The organism is Atopococcus tabaci DSM 17538 (assembly GCF_000429585.1).
In the GTDB taxonomy this organism is placed as follows: Bacteria; Bacillota; Bacilli; order Lactobacillales; family Carnobacteriaceae_A; genus Atopococcus; species Atopococcus tabaci.
Genome location: NZ_AUCD01000040.1, coordinates 1 through 19801, shown reverse-complemented (window position 1 = coordinate 19801; position 19801 = coordinate 1). Strand labels below are relative to the sequence as shown.

The following is a 19801-nucleotide window of genomic DNA, read 5'->3' as shown; positions in this document are numbered from 1 at the left end:
GGGTTATCCGGTATTAGCCCCGGTTTCCCGGAGTTATCCCGATCTTACAGGCAGGTTGCCCACGTGTTACTCACCCGTTCGCCACTCATCCGCGCTCTGCAAGCAGAGCACTTCAGCGTACGACTTGCATGTATTAGGCATGCCGCCAGCGTTCGTCCTGAGCCAGGATCAAACTCTCGTAAAAGTTTGTAGCTCATTTTTGTTGCATTTGTTGCAGATTTATCATCTGCGGGTGTTGTCTTGACTGTGTCAAGACTCCCTGCACATTTGGTCGTTTTGCTTTGTTCAGTTTTCAAAGGTTCACTTCGCTGCGTTTGTTTTTTGTTTCAGCAGCAACTCTTATATCATATCAACATCTCAATCGGTTGTCAACAACTTTTTGAAATGTTTTTTTCTCACTCAGTTTTCGCTCGCTTTTTTTGGAAGCGTTCCCTTCGTGACTTTTAAGAGTTTATCACGTCCGTTTTTTCTTGTCAAGGCTTCTTTTTTTATTTCTTCACCTTGAGGTTGAACGCGATCGTTTTTGACGACAAGGAATACTTTAACACCTTATTTCAGTTTGGTCAACTCTTTTTTATAAATATTTAAAAAGACTTATATATAAAGAACAAGCAGCCTGTCAGACCGCTTGTTCATAAAGATTGAAGTCGGCAGTTTGTTCCCCGGCATCGTGGTCTTTCGCCACGCCGACTTGTGCGAATCCTGCTCCTGCATAAAATTTGTTCAAATAGTCATTCGATGCCAAGCAATCGAGACGGACAGCTTTCTTCCCTTTGTCTTTTGCTATTTCCAGACTGGCTGCCAACATTTTTGAAGCCACACCCTGCCCAGCAAATTCACGGACAATATTCACTCGGTGAAGGTACATGTAATCTTGACTCTCGTCAATCCCCCATAGCTCTCCATCCCACTCGCTTTGGTGGTCCCATAATACAAACATGCCCGCAGGTTTTCCTTGCACGGTCGCCAGATACACTTCCCCCCGTCGAATTGCGGCCGGTGTATCATGGTGATCTTTTCCTTCCAGTATTCCATTCCACTGCTTGGATCCGATTGACTTCAACCATCCTGCTGTTTGCATCAATATATCTTGAACGATCGGCAGTTCTTCTTCTTTTGCTTGACGGACAGTTACTTTTAATGAATTCATCTTATGCCTCCTTTATATAAGAAAAGCCGTCGATTGTCCTCCCAGGCAGAATTACTGTCTGCCTGTGGCCATCGACGGCTCGAATATGTGGATACTTACATATAAGTGGAAAAATTAAAGGCGTTTGTTCAATTCTTCTGCCAAGTCTTCAAACCCTGGTTTGCCCAACAAGGCAAACATGTTCTTCTTGTACGCTTCAACACCTGGTTGGTTGAACGGGTTAACACTTAGCAAGTAGCCGGAAATGCCCACTGCAATCTCAAAGAAGTAGAACAAGTACCCTAATGTATAGGCATCCGTTTCTGGAATGGTCAACACAAAGTTCGGTACGTCCCCATCTGTGTGGGCCAACAACGTTCCTTGGAAAGCTTTCGTGTTAACAAAGTCCACTTCTTTACCTTCCAAGTAACCCAGCCCGTCCAAGTCTTCTTTTTCAGAAGGAATCACGATGGATTTACGCGGCTTGTCCACTTTAATCACTGTCTCAAACAAGTTCCGGCGCCCTTCTTGAATGTATTGACCAAGTGAGTGCAAATCTGTCGAGAAGTTGGCACTGGATGGGTAGATACCTCGTTGGTCTTTTCCTTCTGATTCACCGAAGAGTTGTTTCCACCATTCAGAGAAGTACTGCAAGGAAGGCTCGTAGTTGACCAACAACTCCGTCACTTTTCCTTTACGGTACAAAATGTTTCTCAAGGCAGCGTATTGATACGCTTCGTTTTCTTTCAAGTTCGGGTTGGTGTACTCTTTTGCAGCATCTGCTGCCCCCTGCATCAATGCATCGATGTCGCCGCCCCCAACTGCGATCGGAAGCAATCCCACTGCAGTCAAAACAGAGAACCGGCCTCCAACGTCATCTGGAATGACGAATGTTTCGTATCCTTGCGCATCTGCTTCGGTACGCAACGCGCCCTTTTCTTTATCGGTTGTCGCAAAAATACGGCCTTTTGCTTCTTCTTCACCGTATTTTTTAACTAGAAGTTCCTTGAACACACGGAAAGCGATGGACGGCTCGGTGGTTGTTCCGGATTTGGAAATAACGTTAATAGAGAAATCACGGTCTCCAATCACTTCAATCAAGTCAGCCAAGTAAGTAGAGCTGATGCTGTTACCAGCGAAAAAAATCTGCGGTGTACCGCACTCTTCTTTGCCCATCACGTTGTAGAATGTGTGGTTCAAAAAGTCCAATGCGGCTTTGGTTCCCAAATAAGAACCGCCGATTCCGATAACAACAAGTACTTCAGAATCCTTTTTAATCTTTTCAGCCGCTTGTTTGATGCGGGCAAACTCTTCTTTGTCGTAATTTTCCGGCAGGTCGATCCATCCCAAATAGTCGCTTCCTGCTCCTGTCCCTTTACGGAGTGTTTCGTCTGCGGCTGTCACTTGAGGCTGCATGTTCGTTAATTCTTCTTCTGTAATGAAACGATCCATTACGTTGCTGTAATCAAATGAAATGTGTGGCATCTTTTTCCCCTCCAAGTCGAATATGTAACTCTTTTTCTACTATTGGTGTTACATCCTTAACTTTAGTCAAAAAAAGGGCAAAAAGCAAGAAGAATTCATTCCGCTTTCATTGCGGCTTGTCAGTCCTTGGTAAACACAAAAACCAGGGCAGGCCCTGTTTTTTTCTGTACTCATAATTGCAATGTTTTTGATTAAAACTGGGGCACCCCAGTGAACTGCCAGTCTTCCAGCGTATGATACAACGTTTCTGAATACTGCCAGGAAAACGCTTCTTTTTTTAATAGGTCTTGTAGTGGTTTCGTTTCTTCATTGGAATACGTAAACACAAAAAGAGGAATACTTTCTTCTTTGACAACTGCATTGGTCAGTTCCGACAATTCCAGATTGGATACATTGAAAGTCAGTACTTCTTTCAAGTTTTCGATGATGCAGGCCATCCCTGTCTTGTTGTGTTCAATGCGGGAAGTCGGCAAGATGAAGCCATCTTCCTTTTTTTTGACAAGAAAGGCGATTCGCCCCTTCTCGTCTTTTGCCATAACTGTACACGCAACATAATGTCTTCCTGTCATTATAGATTACACACCTCTCATTGAAGTTCACTTATGCATCCAAACATTTAGTCATATTCAGCCATCTCGTTGATTTGAGCCAATCCTTCTTCGATCCACCTAGGCATATTGTCTGCCAATGATTGAAACCCTATCGTATTTTGTTTGTTTCCGTATCTCGGACGGTTTTTCCTTGAACGGCGCCGAACCTGTTTTGGTTTTTCCAAACATCTGATGGATAAACTGATTTTCTTTGTGTACTCATCTACATCAAGTACCACTACGTCTACTTCATCCCCGATTTGGATGACGTCTTCAATGGCTTTGACATATCCATGTTTTAATTCAGATATGTGAATCAATCCTTGAGTTTCGTTGTCTAACGCAACAAAAGCTCCATAAGGCTGCAATCCCGTAACTCTCCCTCGTACTTTCATGCCGATTTTGTAGTCCACAAACTCACCTCTTTCGTTGTGGGTTGACTGATACATGAGTTATATACGTAAAAACTGAGCGTTCTTCCAGTATCGCAATTATATCATGTTTCCATTGGATTGAAAACTTAAGTCTTGTTTTCATTCAATGAAGAGGAGGAACAAATATAAAAAAGTGGAAGGAATTTTGTTGAATGCTTTCCTTCCGGTATACTTATTAAAACAGACATTTATTTCAAAAGAGGAGGAAAACAAGAATGTTCTTTAGCGACTCTTTCTCATTTACGCGGATATTGGTTGTAGGTATTCTTTCTTATATATTAATTGTGTTTGTTCTTCGAGTATCCGGAAAACGGACATTGTCTAAAATGAATTCCTTTGATTTCATCGTCACAGTTGCACTGGGATCTGTGCTGGCTTCCATCTTAACCAACCAAAATATTGCATTGATAGATGGAATAACAGCATTTGCGTTATTGGTTGGTTTGCAATTTTTATCCAGCTGGTTGTCGGTTCGGTTTGATTCTTTCGGTGATATGATCAAATCTTCTCCAAAAATGCTGTATTACAATGGACGATTTGATTATGCCGCTATGAAGAAAGAACGCATCCCCAAAAACGAAATTCTTCAAGCTGTGCGTTCAAACGGCCACGCATCCACCGAAGAAATACTGGCTGTGGTTTTGGAAACAGACGGAACTTTTTCTGTTATAAAGAAGCCCGATGACACCTCTGCCGAACATTCAAGTTTAGAAAATGTCAGCACCGCAACCGATGCAGAACAAAAAAAGAACCTTTGAGAGCAAGTGACTCAAAGGTTCTTTTTCAATCGTCTATTTCACATTCAATTCACGTTGGGCTAAAATGAGACTTCCAGTGATTCCTGCGTCGTCACCCAGTCCCGGCGGAACAATGTATGAATTCATTTCCGGCACGGCAACATATCCTGCCATCTTCTCTGTGAATTTTTCACGGATCATTGGGAAAAGTTGCTGTTGTTTCATGACGCCGCCGCCGAGGATAAACTTTTCAGGGCTCAGCACTAAAGCATAGCTCACCAATGCCTGCGCCAGGTAATCTGCTTCCATTTCCCATACGTCATTCCGGTCACCGAGTTCGTGGCCCTTTTTGCCGTACCGTTTTTCAATTGCCGGGCCGGAAGCCAGTCCTTCCAAGCAGTTTCCATGATACGGACAGAGTCCTTCAAAAGAGTCATCCGGATGTGTCCGCACCAACAAGTGCCCCATTTCTGGGTGGCCGAATCCTTCCAGCGGCTGTCCATTGACCACAGCGCCGCCCCCAATACCGGTTCCCACAGTCAAATAGACACACGAGTGGTTTTCTTTGGCTGCACCCTTTTCCAATTCTCCCAAAGCTGCCGCATTGACATCAGTGGTCCATCCCATTGGGACGTCGTAACGCGTTTTGAGCGAACTGAGAAAATCAAAATTCTCCCAAGCCGTTTTAGGCGTTGTGGTGATGTAGCCGTAAGTTGGAGATTCCGTATTGATATCAATCGGGCCAAACGACCCCACACCGATCGCAGCGATTTCGAATCGGTCGAAAAATGCAAACACCTGCTTCATCGTTTCTTCTGGAGTCGTGGTTGGGATCGTCACGCGTTCTTGAATCGTCAACTGGTCGTCGCTGACGGCACAGACAAATTTCGTGCCCCCTGCTTCGATTGCTCCTAACAATGTCATCTCTTTCATCCTCCCGCCTAGTGATTAGTCGTGGATTTCGATTGTTTCGATTACAACGTCTTCTTTTGGTTTGTCCATCATGCCGGTTTCGACTTGTTGGATTGTATTGACTACATCCATACCGTCAACGACATGACCAAAGACTGTGTGACGGTTGTCCAACCATGGCGTACCACCTTTTTCTTCATATGCTTGAACGACTTCTTTCGGATAACCGACATCTTTCATTTGAGCAAGCATCTGTGCCGGTGTGTTTGAAGCCGTTACGATAAAGAACTGGCTGCCGTTGGTTCCCGGTCCGGCATTGGCCATTGACAGTGCGCCGTTCAAGTTGAACACTTCTGGGCTGAATTCATCTTTGAATGGACGTCCCCATAGGCTTTCTCCGCCCATGCCGCTTCCGGTCGGGTCGCCGCCTTGAATCATGAAGTTTTCGATGACACGGTGGAAGATGATTCCGTCGTAGTACCCTTTTTTAGACAAGCCGACAAAGTTCTCGACTGTTACCGGAGCTTGTTCTGGAAACAATTGCACCGTAACATCGCCTTTGTTTGTTTTGATCACTGCAGTTACCGCATTTTCAGCGGGTGTTTGTAATTGTGGAAATTGAGTCATTTCATTGTCCTCCTAGTTTAGTATCTTCTTTATCTTACCGCACGAGGAAACTTTTTGAAACACAAACCTTTTTCGATGTTTTTTTCATCAAGCTTCCCCTTGTTTCATGGTATGATGGTAAGAGAATTTGGACAGGAATCTTCGGTTGACTGTCCGTTGACAAAGGAAGGATCCACTCATGTCTGAATTTATTAACTATCCTCTGGTTGCGGCATTTATTGCCATTATTTTTTCTCAGTTCGTTAAAGTGCCGGTGGCTTACCTGCTGAAACGCAAAACGTCTCTTGCACTGATGACTTCCACCGGCGGAATGCCGAGCTCCCACTCAGCTGGTGTCGCAGCGTTGATTACTGCGTTAACGGTTGACTACGGAGCAAATTCGCCGTTGGTGGCCATTGCGGCTACGTTTGGCGTCATCGTCATTTTCGATTCCATGGGTGTCCGCCGCCAGAGCGGAGAGCATGGAATCATCATCAATGAATTGATTGCAGATTTGGATATTTTGCGCAAGCAAGTGTTTCATCTATCTAAAAGAGAAGAAGTGTATACCCGCGAACATGAACGTCATTCGAGAGAATACCTCGGACATAAACCAATAGAAGTCTTCTTTGGGATTTTGACCGGCATCGCCATTGCATTCATATTGCGGGAAGTTCTCTCTTGGTTTGCTTATTGACCGGCTTGCAAAACATTTTTAAACGGAGGAATTTTTCTTGACTGAAACAACTAAAGTATACGACATCACTATCATAGGCGGCGGACCAACCGGGATGTTTGCCGCTTTTTATGCAGGAATGCGCAATGCCAGTGTAAAAATCATCGAAACGCTCCCTGTGTTGGGCGGACAAGTCGGTCTGCTCTATCCCGATAAAACCATTTACGACATCGGCGGGATGGCAAAAGTCACCGGCAAGGAACTAGTCGATAACCTCACCCGGCAAATGAACCACTTTGAACAGACGGTTTGTTTAGAAGAAGAAGTCATGGATTTTGAAAAAAATGAGGACGGCCATTTTGTTCTCCGCACAGACAAAGACGTGCATTATTCTAAAACCATCCTGATCACAGCCGGAAACGGTTCGTTCCAACCTAGAAAGTTGGCTGTCGAAGGCGCTGAACAGTATGAAGAAACCAATCTCCAGTATTTGGTGACAGAGTTGGAGGAGTACCGCAACAAGACCGTCGTCATCTGCGGAGGCGGTGACTCAGCAGTCGATTGGGCACTGACATTAGAAGGCATTGCCGAAAAAGTGTATCTTGTCCATCGCCGCAACACTTTCCGGGCACACGAGTACCCGGTCACTTTATTGGAACAATCCTCTGTAGAGATTTTAACGCCGTTTGTACCCGATGAACTGCACGGAGACGGGCGTCAATTGGAAGCCGTCACCTTCAAAGAAGCACGCGGAGACCGTAAAAAGACCATTGAATTGGACAAATTCATTGTGAACTACGGCTTTTCTTCTTCCTTGGGTCCAATCAAAAATTGGGGCTTGGAAATGCTCAAAAAAGACATCAAAGTAAACCCTAAGATGGAAACTTCCATCGCTGGAGTTTATGCGGCTGGAGATATCGCCTCATATGATGGTAAGATAAAATTAATCGCTACAGGATTCGGCGAAGCACCGACTGCGGTCAACCACGCGATTCATTATATCGATCCAAAGAAACGCACGCAGCCGATGCAGAGTACACAACTGTCGTTTGAGGATTAACTGAACGGCGCTTGCTGACGCATCGTTAAAATCACATATTAATGGAGGAGAATTATGGTCAAATCAAGCTCTGAGTTACATCGTGTCGCATTGGAATTGCTGGACAGACGGGGTGTCAAATTAGAAGACATCGCCGAGCTCGTCCATTACTTGCAAAAACCGTATATCAAGGAACTGACGTTTGAGATGTGTTTGGATCATGTCCGTTCAGTCCTTTTGAAACGGGAAGTCCAAAATACCATCCTCACCGGTATCCAATTGGATATCCTTACAGAAAAAGGGTTGATGGAACAACCTTTGCAAGACATCATCCGTGAAGACGAAGGGTTGTACGGAATCGATGAAATTTTGGCGCTTTCCATCGTCAATGTTTATGGCTCCATCGGGTTCACCAACTACGGGTACATCGACAAAGTGAAACCCGGCATCTTGAAAAAACTGAACAGCCATGAAGGCGACGAAGTGCACACGTTCTTAGATGACATCGTAGGCGCAATTGCTGCTGCGGCCGCCAGCCGACTGGCACACGACAACCCGGAAATCAGCGACATCATGAAATAACCCGGCTATTTCAGCCAACGCCAAAAGAGCACTTGAAGAAAAATCTTCAAGTGCTCTTTTCATTTGCGGAATGCGTATTTCTTCGTTAAGAAGTACCCTCCGATCAGCATCGCTTCCATCAAGACAAAGGTCAAGATAAAGCAATACATGAAAAAGTCCTGCGGCAACGCCAGGATGATTGGATCGGTAGATGGATTGAAAATCCACGCATCGTTATTGAAAAAGACTTCGTGGAACAAGACAAACAGTCGGTCAAAATTAACCGCCAGGAAAAAGAGCAAGGCGACCGGCACCATACTGGCAACCATGAATGGTTTCACCAACACCCATATGCGGTTGGTTCTTCTCAAATAACGTAAGTAGAAAAATGATCCCACTGCCGTCAAGGTCAGGATGACGTAATCAAGCAGAAACAATCGCTTCACTTCGTAAAAATGGAACAATCCACTCTCAGAACTTGGAAAATCCGGCATGTGCAATTCAGGGATCCACGGCTTGTTTAAGTAATCCAATAAGATATGGTAATTTTCCATCAATGTCTCATGAGTCAATCCCAACCTTTCAGCCAATCCCATCGATTGCGCGGTCCAGCTGTAAAGCGGTGTAAAGTTGATGGTAAATGCAATTGCAAAGCTGAGAATCAACAGCAGCAGACCCGCAATGCCTAAGACATCCAGCGTCCTTCTCTTCATCCTTCAATCTCCCAATCGTCAAGGGATTGGACCGTGTGCGTCGGCTGCAATTGAACGGATTTCAGGTCTTCTTCACTTGTGAAGCCGGTGAATACCAACAACGTGTCAATACCGTTTTCAAGCCCCGCCAAAATGTCAGTCTCGTAGTTGTCGCCCACCATGAGCACTTCTTCTTTTGCCAGCCCGATTCGCTGCAACGCTTCATCCATGATGATGGATTCCGGTTTTCCGATGAATTTCGGTTGCTGGCGTGTCGCTCTCTCCAACAAGGCAACCAAAGATCCGGCTCCGGGAACCAATCCTCGTTCCGTCGGGAGGTTCGTATCTTTGTTTGTCCCGATGAAATGCGCCCCGTTGTGGATGGCCAGTGTCGCCGTTTCGAAATCTTTGTAGGTGACTTCTCTGTCCAACCCAACAACCACCGCATCGGGACTTTCTGTATCCTCTTGAAATCCGGCTTGTTTCAGCGCTTCCTGCAGCCCTTTTTCTCCGATTACGTAGACGGATTTCACGCCCAACGTTGTGAGATAGTCCGCAGTCGCCAAGGAGCTGGTGTACACTTCCTCTTTGTAGGCCTCGATGCCGAAATGGTCGGTCAATCTCGCTGCCACGTCTTCCGGTGTACTGGTGGAGTTATTGGTCAAAAACAAAAAAGGAACGGCCGCTTCACGCAGTCGTTGAATAAAACGAGGGGCTGCCGGGATTTTTTCTGCCCCTTTGTACATCGTTCCATCTAAATCAATCAAATACCCTTTGTACGTTTTTGGCGTCATTTTTTGTCTACCTCCGTTTTCTTGCGGCGAATCTGGAAGCGTGTGTTCCCTTTTTTATCTTTCACCGTCTCTACTTTCACATCTTTTTTCTCTTTTGGTTGTTTCGGTTTGGTGCTTTGAACTTCTTTTTGGACAAAATCCCGTTTGTTTGTTTTGGATTTTTTGGAACGGGAAGACGTCTCTGATTGTTTTGGTTGTTTCTTTGGCTGCCGCGTATCCTGTTTGGCGCGCGGTTTTCTCGAAGAACGTCGGGACCGTTTCTTTTGGGGCCGTTTGCTGTACGCATCAAAATCAGATGACAGTTGTTTCTTGGGATCCAACCGTTTCAAAACAAAATAACTGCACCCAAAACTGCAATATTCCAACAGATAGTCGTCCAAACTGGAAATGCGCATATCGATGGGAACGCGTTTTGCGTCATCTTCATAAAATCCGCGCAGGCGCAGTTTGTCGTAACTGATGTCGCCCACAATGTAATCATATTTCTCTAAAAGTTCGCTGTAGCGAGCTTCCAGCATATCCAAATCCAATGCTTCCTTATAATCGGTCACAATTTCGTAGCGGGAACCATTTAACTTGATTGTCTCTTTATCCACGCGTTCCACCAATTTTGTTTCGGCGTCAGCGGTGATTTCTTCGAGCTCCTTTTCCAAAATCATTTCCTGTTTTTTTTTGTTTTTTTCGGTCATGTCAGTTTATTTCTTTCTCCCTTCAATAAGTGGGTACTGCTTCTTCAAATAATCGCCCATGATGTGTCGGATAAAGTAAGGGAACAGCACTTCGTTTCGACCGCGTTCTTCAATCAGTGGAAAGAACGGCGCAAATAAGAAAAAGTCCACTGTCGTGAATGTGTAATCGGCATTCTCTTTGAGCGGCTCGCCTTTCCATAATGGTTCGCCTGTCTCTTCGCCGAAGTTGATTCCATTGTAACAGATTTCACCAAAGATTTGACCCCTAAATCCGCTGCCCTTGATTCCCCGATTTTTCAATATTGGGCGCTGTACTTCCATGTCCAATAAAAGCTCACGCAAATCACGGCCATTCATGGTTACCTTCACGAGTCTCATCGGGTGAGGCAGCGATCGGTGTAAATCGCTCCGGGTGACGACACCTTCCAGCAGCGGCTGTAAAAACAATCCGGCATTCAAGACAGACGCTTCCGTTCCAGCATAATCCTTGAAAGCCTTCAACCCCACGTCCACCAGTTCAGAGGGCTGGTCCCACTTCACATCGAGCATTTCAGGAAGATGCGCAATTTCCTGTTGCATCAGCAACTGATACCCCAACTGCTGGTACTGGCGGACAAGATCCATCTCATGCCTGACCGGCGGAAGTTGTTCTTGGACGTTTTTCACGCTGGCTTTGGAAGAAAGAACGGCTCCCCCTTCCATCTGCAATTCCACCTGACCGATGTATTCTCCATACCGTCCCGCACCCGCCAAGAGCGTTCGGCCGATTCGTTCTCCTTCCGGCAGCAAGTGATGCGTGTGCGCGCCGAGGATGACAGAAATTTCCGGGAACCGGCCGGCGATTTCCCGGTCGTAATGGATGCCCAAATGAGACAGCAGTACAAAGGTATCCACCCCTTCAGAAAAAAGGTCAATCAGATGCTGGATGGTGTCAAACGGATCTTCCACTTCCCAGCCCAACGGCCCGTAGCTTACCGGAAACGGGTGGGTCAATCCGAAGACGCCCAACCGCTGTCCTTCTTTTGTCCGATAAATGGAAAAGGTCTTGGCCCAATGAGGTTGCAGTCCAGTGTCTTTGTCTTTTAAATTGGCAATCAATACATCGTAGTGAGAATCATCATACAGACGGTTCAATTCTTCTTTTGTGCTCCCGATGCCTTCGTTGTTTCCAATCGTGACAGCGTCGTACAATCCGTCGTTCAAGAGCCGGGTAATGGCCTGCCCGTTTGTTGCTTCCGTCAAAGGATGTGCCCGGTCTGTGGCGTCACCGATATCAAAAGAAAACACGGTGTCCCCTTCCTCTTCTTTCTCCACCCGTTGGTTTTTCAACTCATGCGCAACCCGAGGCCAGTTTTCCAGATGCGAGTGAATGTCGTTTGTATGAAAAATATGGATTGTTTCCATCCTTTTCCCTCCGTTTTCTCTCTTTCTTATTATAACACTCCTTAAAAGGAATGCGTTCTTGGTTTGTGAGGTACGGAAAGAAAAGACATACGGATTCTTCACAGCAAGATAAAAAAGCGGCGCCTAAAGAGGCAGCCGCTTCATTGTTCGTGATACATTTCATCTTCCCGGAAAGCTGCGCGTGTTTCTCGTTCTCCTTTGGTTTTTTCAATCCGTAGCTTCGCCATGTACTCGACCATTTCTTTTGGTTTCCGGATATCGAACGCTTCAATTGGTTCCGGTCCACGCATCGTTTCCCGCTTAATGTACAAGGCGCCGTCTTCCGTCACTTTCTCTTTCCAACGGACGAGACGAATCATCCCCTCTGTCAACTCCAACGCTGTGATGGTTGTTGGGTAGATGCAGCAACCGGTGTTGAAGTACGGTAAGTCCCGTACTTTCGGAAATTTGAACCGGTGCGTATGTCCACAAATCAACATTCTGCGGTGTTTTAAGATCCATTTGCTGTAGTTCCGTTCAATTTTATGCCGCTTGGACACGTTTTTTACCGGACTGGCAGGGTTCTTAATACCAAAACGGTGGAAAAACCGCCAGAAGTACTTCAACGAAAGCATGGTGAAAAACCAAAACTGATCATTGGGGGCATCCCCTTGGTGACCGTGGACCACAAAAATTTCTTGGCTTGTCCGGCGGTGTTTCAACACCACCGCTTCCAACGGTTCCAATCCTTTCAAGAAATCAAAGAAAATTTCATTGTACTCATCGTAGTTGGTGTAGAAGTTCTTTTCAATGTAATCTTGGTCTTTCAAATAGATGTCATGGTTGCCGTACAAACGGATATAACGGTCTTTATCATAAAATTTCTTGATGGCGGCGTACACATCCGCATGAGCGTTTTTGGTGTGCTCAAACTCTGCATATTCGAGCAGCTCTTCGCCGTCCCCTACTTCAAAAAAAGTGTACCCGTTCTCGTAGTATTCATTCAGGGCGTGCACCATCAAGTTCCGGTTTCGAACAAACTCATCGGACATGCTGCCGTCTCCGCGGTGGGCATCGCTCATGAAAACAATCCGTGAGTTGTCGTCAAAATACATTCGTTTGGCATTGTCATACGCATCGGTCAATCGTTTATCTGTAAACACACTTTCACCTCCACTCCGTTACTGACACTTGTTCTTCTTAACGCTAGTATACGTGTTTCTTACGTGGGGGAGAAAAGATTTGGCTTGAGACACTGGACCTGAAAGGCAAAAAAAGCCGGTCAAGTTCAGCCATGTGCTGAACTCGAACCGACTTCAAAGGATATGAATTATTTGAATACGCGGAAACGGTTCTCGTCTTCAATGTATTCTTTTTCTGCAGGTTCCGCTTCAATGGATCCGAAGACCAGTTGTGCACGCAATTTCCAGTTTGCTGGAATGTCCCACTCAGCCGCAACTTTTTCGTCGATGACCGGGTTGTAGTGCTGCAAGTTTGCACCGATGTTTTTCTCTGCCAAAGCAGTCCAAACGTTTGCTTGCGTCAAGCCGCTTGCTTGGTCAGACCAGATCGGGAAGTTTTCAGCATACAATTCGAATTGTTCTTGCAAAGTTTTTACCACGTCTGTGTCTTCATAGAACAAGATGGTTCCTTTTGCGTTGGCAAACCCTTGCAATTTTTCTTGTGTAGCTGGGAAGTTTTCTTCTGGAGTCAATGGTTTCAAGACTTCTTCCGTAATGCTCCACAATTTTTTGTGTGCATCGTCAAACAAAACAACTACGCGTTGAGTTTGGGAGTTAAAAGCTGTCGGGCTCTCACGGACAACCTCTTTTACCAATGAAACAATTTCTTCTTCAGGCATGCTCACGTCTGTTCCCAAAGCATAGATGGAACGACGGTTTCTCAATTCATCAACAAAAGCCATACAGTTAATCTTCCTTTCAATAAATAAGTGATTTACTACACTAGTATACCTGCTTATTTTTTGTTAGTAAAGAGGTTTGAAACATACCGTGTGTTATTTAAGTTTTTCCTATACACTAAAAGAAAGAATATAAGGAGGCCGATAAAAAACATCTTTGTTTTTTATATCAGCTTTTTTCACGTCCCATTCAGTGAAAAGCTCATTTGACTTTCTCAATCACGTCTACTTTTTTTGCCACACCTTGCTTAACAGAAGGGAATTGGCGTATGTTTGTTCTTGTAAGTTGACTTTTCAAAGGGGGATAAAATCGTGTTTTTAAGTGAAGATTTATTAAAAGACATACACAGCCGGGCTGCAGCCTACGACAAAGAGAATGTGTTCCCACATGAAGATTACGCAGCCTTGCAAGAAGCCGGCTACTATAAAGCCTTTGTTCCGAAAGAATATGGCGGCTACGGATTGTCGCTCAAAGAAATTGCCCACGAACAGACCCGCTTAGCAATGGCTGCTCCAGCTACTGCGCTGGGTATCAATATGCACCAAATCATTGTCGGCGTGGCCAAGTACATGTTGCGGCACGGAAACAAGCGCGGCGAACAAATTTTGAACGATGCGGCAGCCGGCCACTTGTTGTCGTTTGCCATTTCTGAACCAGCCAACGACCGCGTGCTCTTCGGTTCCATCTGTGAAGCCAAAGCCGAATCGGACGGCGGCTACCGCTTTTACGGTCCAAAAGTGTTTATTTCCATGAGCGGCGAAGCTTCCCGTATGGTGACCTATGCCCAAGACGAGAACAATGGCGATCCACAGTCGGTCTTCGCCTACATTAAGAACAATTCAGAAACGGTAAAAATCAATCCGGAATGGGACACTCTTGGCATGCGCGGCACTCAATCGTATAATTTGAAACTGGACGGTGCTTATGCAGCAGAAGAAAACATTTTGACAAAAGTGGCTCCCGGTCCAACTTTTGATCCGGTTGTCTTTGGTATTTTTGCCAACTTTGAAATTTTGCTGGCTGCCACCTATCACGGCATCGGCAAACGAGCGTTGGAATTGGGCATCGAAACGGTAAAAAGACGCAAGTCCGTTTCTCAAGGCACCACATATGATCAAGACAAAAATATCCGTTGGCGTATTGCGGAAGCAGCTTTGGTGTTGGATGGGATTCAACCGCAGATTGACCGACTGGCGGATGATGTCGAGAACGACGTGGATCATGGGAAATTTTGGATGCCGCGTTTGTCCGCTGTCAAAAACTACTCTACAGAAGCCTCCCTCAAAGCAGTGGAAGAAATCGTCCGTGCTTCAGGCGGCAGTATGTATTCCAACAAAAATGAATTATCCCGCCTGCTACGCGATGTTTATGCCGGATTGTTTCAACCTTCTGATCAAGAATCCTTGCATGATTCCTGGGCCAATATCCTGTTGGGGCCGATTGAAAAATGATGCAGAAAAAGAGGAGTGCCTCTAGGAAGAGCACTCCTCTTTTCGGCTTTACTTGTCCATAAACAGGCACTTTACAGACAAGTGGGTTCATTTATTTGTCAAGTCCTTAATCTTGTGTAAATTCCTTTTGGTACTGGGGCAGCTTCTTTTGAGCAAAGGGGTGCCCCCTTGCTCAAAAGTTCAACTCTTCTTGCTTTTGTTTCGTTTCTTTCTTCCCCACAATGTGCGTTTGGAAAACTCTTTTTCATAGTCCATCAATACCGCCCCGATTAGCCGGAAAGCTGACTGGGTGTGGGGGAAAATGCGGATCACGCGTTCACGCCGTCTGATTTCCTGGTTAAGGCGTTCCAAATGATTGGTGCTGCGGATAAACGGGTGCCGTTCGACCGGTTCAGTCAAGTATTGGATGGCGTCGTCGAAGCCGTCTTCCAAAATCGCCACCGCTTTTTGGAACCTGCCGGTTTCCAAACAGTCATCCACAAACTGATCTTTCCATTTGCGGGCGTCTTCCGGGCTGACCACATCGAAGACACGTTTGAGCGCCATGGCTACTTCTTTTTTGTCTTTATGGGCGACAGTCATGAGGATATTCCGCTTGAAATGAACCAAGCATCTCTGCCAAGCGGTGCCGATAAATTCAGTTTGAATGGCTTTTTTCAACCCTTCATGGGCATCGGAGATCACCAGTTGCGGGGAATGAAGCCCACGGGCTTTCAACGACTGGAAAAACTCCTTCCATGCCGTATAACTTTCATGGTGGTTCACTTGAAAGCCAATCACTTCTCTTTTTTGGTCTTCATTAATGCCATAGGCAATATAAACCGCTTTGGAGACCACTTTATGGTGTTCTCTTACCTTGATGTACATGGCGTCCGCATAGACATAATCATAACGGGTCAGCCCCAACGGGCGGTTGGCCCATTCATTGACTACAGGATCCAGTTGGGCAGTCAACGAAGACACAAACGATTTCGAGACGCTCTCCCCGCAAAGAGCTTCCACAACCTGTTTGACTTTCCGGGTCGACACGCCGTTGACCACCATTTCCAACATGGACAAGACGAATGCTTGGTCAATCCGCGAATACTTTTCGAATAAAGAGAGGGTGAACTCGCCATTGCGTGTCCGTGGAACCCTTAGGGTTACCCTCCCAATCGTTAAGAGAAGTTCCCGTTCGTAGTAGCCGTTCCGGTAATCGGTCCGGGTCTCCGTCCGCTCGTATGCCTCTGCCTTCAAGTACTCGTCTCGTTCATTTTCCATGATTTCGTTTAAGAGCAAGACCACCGCTGCTTTCGTGACATCTTTTAAGTTAGAGTCCATGATTTCTTCTTTTAACTGATCTGTATCTAGGTTAAAATGTAAGCGGGCCATCATTCATTCCTCCAATGTATATTGTGGTGATTACATTGTACCAAAGGAATGAATGGGGCTCTTTCTTTTTACACAATTATATGGACTCTATCATTATTTCCCTCCACTCTTTACATCACTACAAAAAAATAGAGGCTGTCTCAAAACGAGACAACCTCTGTTTATACTTTTACTCCCCAACCATTCCGTCGCCATCTCGGTCGTCCATGTATTGGTACAACCAATGGTCGCTTGTGATCGGCATGGAGAAGCCGGCATCTTTAGCTTCTTGGATGGTGACTCTTCCGTTTCCGTTGGCGTCCACGGAAGTGGCGTCCACGGAAGACACATCGCCGCCTGAAGTGCTTGTTTCCGGTTCTTTTTGTTTCGGTTGTTCTTTCGGTTCCGCCGGTTTAGAAGATTCTTTGGATGAAGATTTCTTTTCCGACTCGCCTGTCAATCCTTGTTCTTCGTTGTATTCATCCGGGTCGACGTTCGCAAATTCGTCCACAACTTGGTTCCCGTTCACAGTGTACGTATATTTGTAGCTGCTTGGTGTCTGGGTGGTGGTATTTGGATACGTAATGATCGCTTCAAAGTCCGTGGCACCGCCTGCCTGTTGGATGGTGCGTTCCATATACGCTTGATCCCCGTGACGGTTCAATGTGTTGTTTTGTGGCGTGATGTTGTAAGCATTCGCCACCCCGCCCAAGGAGTCCGCAATGACGTGTCCTTCATCCAAAGTGGCACTTTCCGTACCCGGCACCTTCGCTTCATCGTAATAATAACGTCCGTTTGAGTTCACCGGCTCGCTGTCGTCGTCTTGCAAGATGATTTCTTCTGCCACAACACGTACCAACTGCCCGTGTTCGTTTGTGAACGCCCAGTATTCGCGGTCTTCAAATCCGATGTTCACAACAACATTGGCTTCGCGGTAGCCGGAAAGGTCTCCGCCGTCTACTTCAATCAGTTGGTTTTGCGTATCAGGGACGGACGTTTCTGCTTCTGCCACTGTTTTTGGTTCTCCGTCTTCTTTCTCATCTTTCGCTGCTGTGGAGTCTGATTTCGACTCATTCTCTTCCACTTCTTCTGTCGTGTCTTTTGAAGAATCTTTTTCCTCCACGTCTTCTGCGGTATCCACAGAATCCATTTTAACTGTGGATTCAACCGATGCATTTTCGCTTGTTTCTTCTGCTTCTTCCGTTGGAGCACAAGCACCCAAAAGCACGGCACTGGAGGCCAACAACAACCATTTCTTCAAATTCAAATGATGACTCCCTTTTCTTAAGTTTGTTTTAATGCTCTATGCACAACCACTTTATTTTATCATAAATTTCAACATTTATTTGTGAATTTTATAAATACTTTTCCACCAGAGAAATATGATTTGCAAAAAATAAACACCCTCCTTTTTCCTTTGAGGGTGTCGTTGCTTGATGTTATAAATTATTCGCTGTTTTTCAGAAAATATCCCATATGCTTCTCCAAATACACGCCTTTCAATGACTCGGTATCGGCCTCTTCTCCATGGCGATCCAGTAGGTATTCGATGGCGTCCATCGCTTTGCGGACGGCGGTCTTTAAGTCTTTTCCGTTTAACTTTTCCGCCAGCATCACCGAAGAAAAAATATCCCCGGTTCCGCCGAAACTCACCGGCTTGATCTCAAACGGGAAGAAAAAGTCTTCTTCTGTTTCCGCATCGTAACCATAGACGGCTTGCTGCTCCTGTCCGTCTTCATCTAACGGCACACTGGTGATAACGACAGATTTCGCGCCCTTCTCACGAAGTTTCTCAGCTAGCGCTCCTGTTTCTTCTATTGTAAGTGTTTCTTTAGGTGTGGTCTCGCCAATCAAGAAGCTCGCTTCAGTGTAGTTGGCTTTCACCACATCGGCGATGCCCACCAACCCGCGCATATGTTCCACCGTTTCTTCTTTAACGCCTTTGTACAACCGGCCTTTGTCGCCCATGATTGGGTCCACCATCACGAAAACATCGTTTGGCTGTTTCTGCACAAAGTCTTTGATGAGGTCCACTTGTTCGTTTGACGCGATAAAACCCGTGGCAATGCTGTCGAAGGTGAAGCCCAACTCTTCCCAAACCTGCATCGTGTTTTTCATGTAATCTGTTGTGTCTAACAGATCGTACTTCCCATAGCCGAATGTATTGGAAATCAATGCAGTCGGCAACGTATGGACATCGATTCCTTTGGCGGACAACACTGGAATCATGGCCGCCAGCGCCATCTTCCCATATCCCGGAAGGTCATTGATCAATAAGACATCTTTTCTTTCGCTCACTTGCAGCTCTCCATTCCTCAAACATTGTCTTTTCATTATACCAAAAATAACGTATACCTGAGTTTTTGCACCACATAAAAAATGAATATTGAGAAAAAATGCGTATATTAATTTTGGAAGAATTAAATATATATTAATGAGGTGATGGAAATGGGGCAATATTATTGGACGTTAAATATTGATAGGAAAGAAAGGTTAAATCCGCTGTTGTATGGTCAAGGTTTAAAAATGGTAGAACATATGTGGGCAGGCAATAGTTTTTTGTATGAGTTGCTGCATCTATTAGCGGGTGATTGGAAAGGAGACCGGTTGTTTCACCATGGTGATTATGCGGAGGATATACCTGAAGAATTTAACTTTAATTATCAAGAGCATACAGGCAGTATACTGACCTATGACCCATACGATGGCTACACCTTTTTAAAAGACCACTGGGTTGAAAAGATGGATGATCTATGGAATCAATTTGCCGCGCGACATGTACTGGTTAACTACGATAAAATGGTTTATTGCGAAATCAATTGCCGCGCAGTTGCTTCTTCAGGTGACCGCATTTGCCCTCTCCCGCTTTTATTATCAGACAGCAATGTGATTGCCTCTGGAGATTACACTGCTTTCTCTGATTATCGCTCTCTCCGTTCATGGACATATAATCGGATTGGCGTCGAACCTAGAGAAGCTTCTATCCTTTTAAAAATGAATGAAATAGAATATAATTTTGCCTGGTAAACAGAAAAAAACGGTTCTATAATATTTGGTGTTGGTGAATCAAATGGTTCACCGGCACCTTTTGTGTGTTTAAAATGTAAAAAGGCCAGTGAACCCCTATAATTAAGTTACCACAACCAAACGATAGGAGGATTCACATGACCCAGTTTCATTTTACAAAAGAACTGCTCGGATTGAAAGAGAAAAATATCGTATTGGACGACCAACCGGTCACCACCCAAAAGAAAAGCGGTGTAGACCACATGGTCCTCCACGGAACGTTGACGTACCACCCTGACGGGTGTCCTGCATGCGGTGTGAAAAACGAGTCGTCAAAGGACATCA

The 19801-nt window shown here is 45.4% G+C and carries 21 protein-coding genes, 1 rRNA gene and 1 pseudogene; 7 read left to right on the top strand and 16 right to left on the bottom strand.

Annotation, left to right across the window (positions count from 1 at the left end; all coding sequences use genetic code 11):
- From G470_RS0107335 to G470_RS0107315, 5 genes are all read right to left on the bottom strand, one after another.
- Positions 1-184: ribosomal RNA gene (locus tag G470_RS0107335) — 16S ribosomal RNA — on the bottom strand; the annotation flags it as partial.
- A 435-nt stretch (positions 185-619) separates the two neighbouring features.
- On the bottom strand, positions 620-1150 hold the full coding sequence (locus G470_RS0107330; protein WP_028274270.1) for a GNAT family N-acetyltransferase: 531 nt from the start codon (positions 1148-1150) through the stop codon (positions 620-622).
- 114 nt (positions 1151-1264) lie between these two features.
- Positions 1265-2614 carry a glucose-6-phosphate isomerase gene (locus G470_RS0107325; protein ID WP_028274269.1) on the bottom strand — a complete coding sequence of 450 codons (1350 nt, stop codon included), beginning with the start codon at positions 2612-2614 and terminating at the stop codon, positions 1265-1267.
- A 191-nt stretch (positions 2615-2805) separates the two neighbouring features.
- Positions 2806-3183: a hypothetical protein gene (locus tag G470_RS0107320; protein ID WP_028274268.1), complete on the bottom strand. Its 378-nt coding sequence runs from the start codon at positions 3181-3183 to the stop codon at positions 2806-2808.
- A 47-nt stretch (positions 3184-3230) separates the two neighbouring features.
- Positions 3231-3617 carry a CvfD/Ygs/GSP13 family RNA-binding post-transcriptional regulator gene (locus tag G470_RS0107315; RefSeq protein ID WP_028274267.1) on the bottom strand — a complete coding sequence of 129 codons (387 nt, stop codon included), beginning with the start codon at positions 3615-3617 and terminating at the stop codon, positions 3231-3233.
- Between the two features lie 236 nt (positions 3618-3853).
- Here G470_RS0107315 and G470_RS0107305 point away from each other — a divergent pair, with 236 nt between their 5' ends.
- Entirely contained in the window at positions 3854-4396 is a 543-nt protein-coding gene (locus tag G470_RS0107305; protein ID WP_028274266.1) for a DUF421 domain-containing protein, read from the top strand.
- A 33-nt stretch (positions 4397-4429) separates the two neighbouring features.
- Here G470_RS0107305 and G470_RS0107300 read toward each other — a convergent pair whose 3' ends face one another.
- Both G470_RS0107300 and G470_RS0107295 read right to left on the bottom strand, forming a co-directional pair.
- A complete protein-coding gene (locus tag G470_RS0107300; protein ID WP_035445279.1) occupies positions 4430-5299 on the bottom strand; it encodes an ROK family protein in 870 nt (289 codons plus the stop codon).
- A 24-nt stretch (positions 5300-5323) separates the two neighbouring features.
- On the bottom strand, positions 5324-5914 hold the full coding sequence (locus G470_RS0107295; protein WP_028274264.1) for a peptidylprolyl isomerase: 591 nt from the start codon (positions 5912-5914) through the stop codon (positions 5324-5326).
- A 178-nt stretch (positions 5915-6092) separates the two neighbouring features.
- Here G470_RS0107295 and G470_RS0107290 point away from each other — a divergent pair, with 178 nt between their 5' ends.
- Genes G470_RS0107290 through G470_RS0107280 form a run of 3 tightly spaced genes read left to right on the top strand, consistent with a single transcriptional unit; the run spans position 6093 to position 8190 of the window.
- Positions 6093-6590 carry a divergent PAP2 family protein gene (locus G470_RS0107290; protein ID WP_028274263.1) on the top strand — a complete coding sequence of 166 codons (498 nt, stop codon included), beginning with the start codon at positions 6093-6095 and terminating at the stop codon, positions 6588-6590.
- A 37-nt stretch (positions 6591-6627) separates the two neighbouring features.
- Positions 6628-7629 carry an NAD(P)/FAD-dependent oxidoreductase gene (locus tag G470_RS0107285; RefSeq protein WP_028274262.1) on the top strand — a complete coding sequence of 334 codons (1002 nt, stop codon included), beginning with the start codon at positions 6628-6630 and terminating at the stop codon, positions 7627-7629.
- A gap of 54 nt (positions 7630-7683) precedes the next feature.
- Complete coding sequence (locus tag G470_RS0107280) at positions 7684-8190, top strand: phosphatidylglycerophosphatase A family protein (protein ID WP_028274261.1); 507 nt, start codon at positions 7684-7686, stop codon at positions 8188-8190.
- Between the two features lie 59 nt (positions 8191-8249).
- On the opposite strand, the gene G470_RS0107275 is transcribed toward G470_RS0107280, so the two are convergent.
- The 6 genes from G470_RS0107275 to G470_RS0107250 all read right to left on the bottom strand — a co-directional run bounded on the left by G470_RS0107275 (position 8250) and on the right by G470_RS0107250 (position 13651).
- A complete protein-coding gene (locus G470_RS0107275; protein WP_028274260.1) occupies positions 8250-8882 on the bottom strand; it encodes a TIGR01906 family membrane protein in 633 nt (210 codons plus the stop codon).
- Positions 8879-9655, bottom strand: coding sequence for a TIGR01457 family HAD-type hydrolase (locus tag G470_RS0107270; protein ID WP_028274259.1), 777 nt, complete (start codon positions 9653-9655; stop codon positions 8879-8881). The genes G470_RS0107275 and G470_RS0107270 overlap by 4 nt, the downstream gene beginning before the upstream one ends.
- Positions 9652-10344: a YutD family protein gene (locus tag G470_RS13000; protein ID WP_051258486.1), complete on the bottom strand. Its 693-nt coding sequence runs from the start codon at positions 10342-10344 to the stop codon at positions 9652-9654. The genes G470_RS0107270 and G470_RS13000 overlap by 4 nt, the downstream gene beginning before the upstream one ends.
- Before the next feature lie 6 nt (positions 10345-10350).
- Complete coding sequence (locus G470_RS0107260) at positions 10351-11748, bottom strand: bifunctional metallophosphatase/5'-nucleotidase (RefSeq protein WP_028274258.1); 1398 nt, start codon at positions 11746-11748, stop codon at positions 10351-10353.
- Positions 11749-11888: 140 nt separating this feature from the next.
- The gene (locus G470_RS12995; RefSeq protein ID WP_205617904.1) at positions 11889-12890 is read right to left on the bottom strand and encodes a metallophosphoesterase; all 1002 of its coding nucleotides are present in this window, start codon (positions 12888-12890) and stop codon (positions 11889-11891) included.
- 167 nt (positions 12891-13057) lie between these two features.
- Complete coding sequence (locus G470_RS0107250) at positions 13058-13651, bottom strand: nitroreductase family protein (RefSeq protein ID WP_035445277.1); 594 nt, start codon at positions 13649-13651, stop codon at positions 13058-13060.
- Positions 13652-13960: 309 nt separating this feature from the next.
- Between G470_RS0107250 and G470_RS0107245 the strand changes: the two genes are divergently transcribed.
- Positions 13961-15100 (top strand): acyl-CoA dehydrogenase family protein, encoded by a 1140-nt coding sequence (locus G470_RS0107245; protein WP_205617903.1) that lies wholly within the window; start codon positions 13961-13963, stop codon positions 15098-15100.
- Between the two features lie 180 nt (positions 15101-15280).
- Here G470_RS0107245 and G470_RS0107240 read toward each other — a convergent pair whose 3' ends face one another.
- From G470_RS0107240 to G470_RS0107230, 3 genes are all read right to left on the bottom strand, one after another.
- Positions 15281-16471, bottom strand: coding sequence for an IS256 family transposase (locus tag G470_RS0107240; protein ID WP_028274255.1), 1191 nt, complete (start codon positions 16469-16471; stop codon positions 15281-15283).
- A gap of 169 nt (positions 16472-16640) precedes the next feature.
- Complete coding sequence (locus G470_RS0107235) at positions 16641-17717, bottom strand: DNA/RNA non-specific endonuclease (RefSeq protein ID WP_028274254.1); 1077 nt, start codon at positions 17715-17717, stop codon at positions 16641-16643.
- Positions 17718-17896: 179 nt separating this feature from the next.
- Positions 17897-18748, bottom strand: coding sequence for a pyridoxamine kinase (locus G470_RS0107230; RefSeq protein ID WP_035445275.1), 852 nt, complete (start codon positions 18746-18748; stop codon positions 17897-17899).
- A 150-nt stretch (positions 18749-18898) separates the two neighbouring features.
- Here G470_RS0107230 and G470_RS0107225 point away from each other — a divergent pair, with 150 nt between their 5' ends.
- Positions 18899-19477, top strand: coding sequence for a hypothetical protein (locus G470_RS0107225; protein WP_028274252.1), 579 nt, complete (start codon positions 18899-18901; stop codon positions 19475-19477).
- A gap of 137 nt (positions 19478-19614) precedes the next feature.
- A pseudogene (locus tag G470_RS0107220) lies at positions 19615-19801 on the top strand (ISL3 family transposase); the annotation flags it as partial.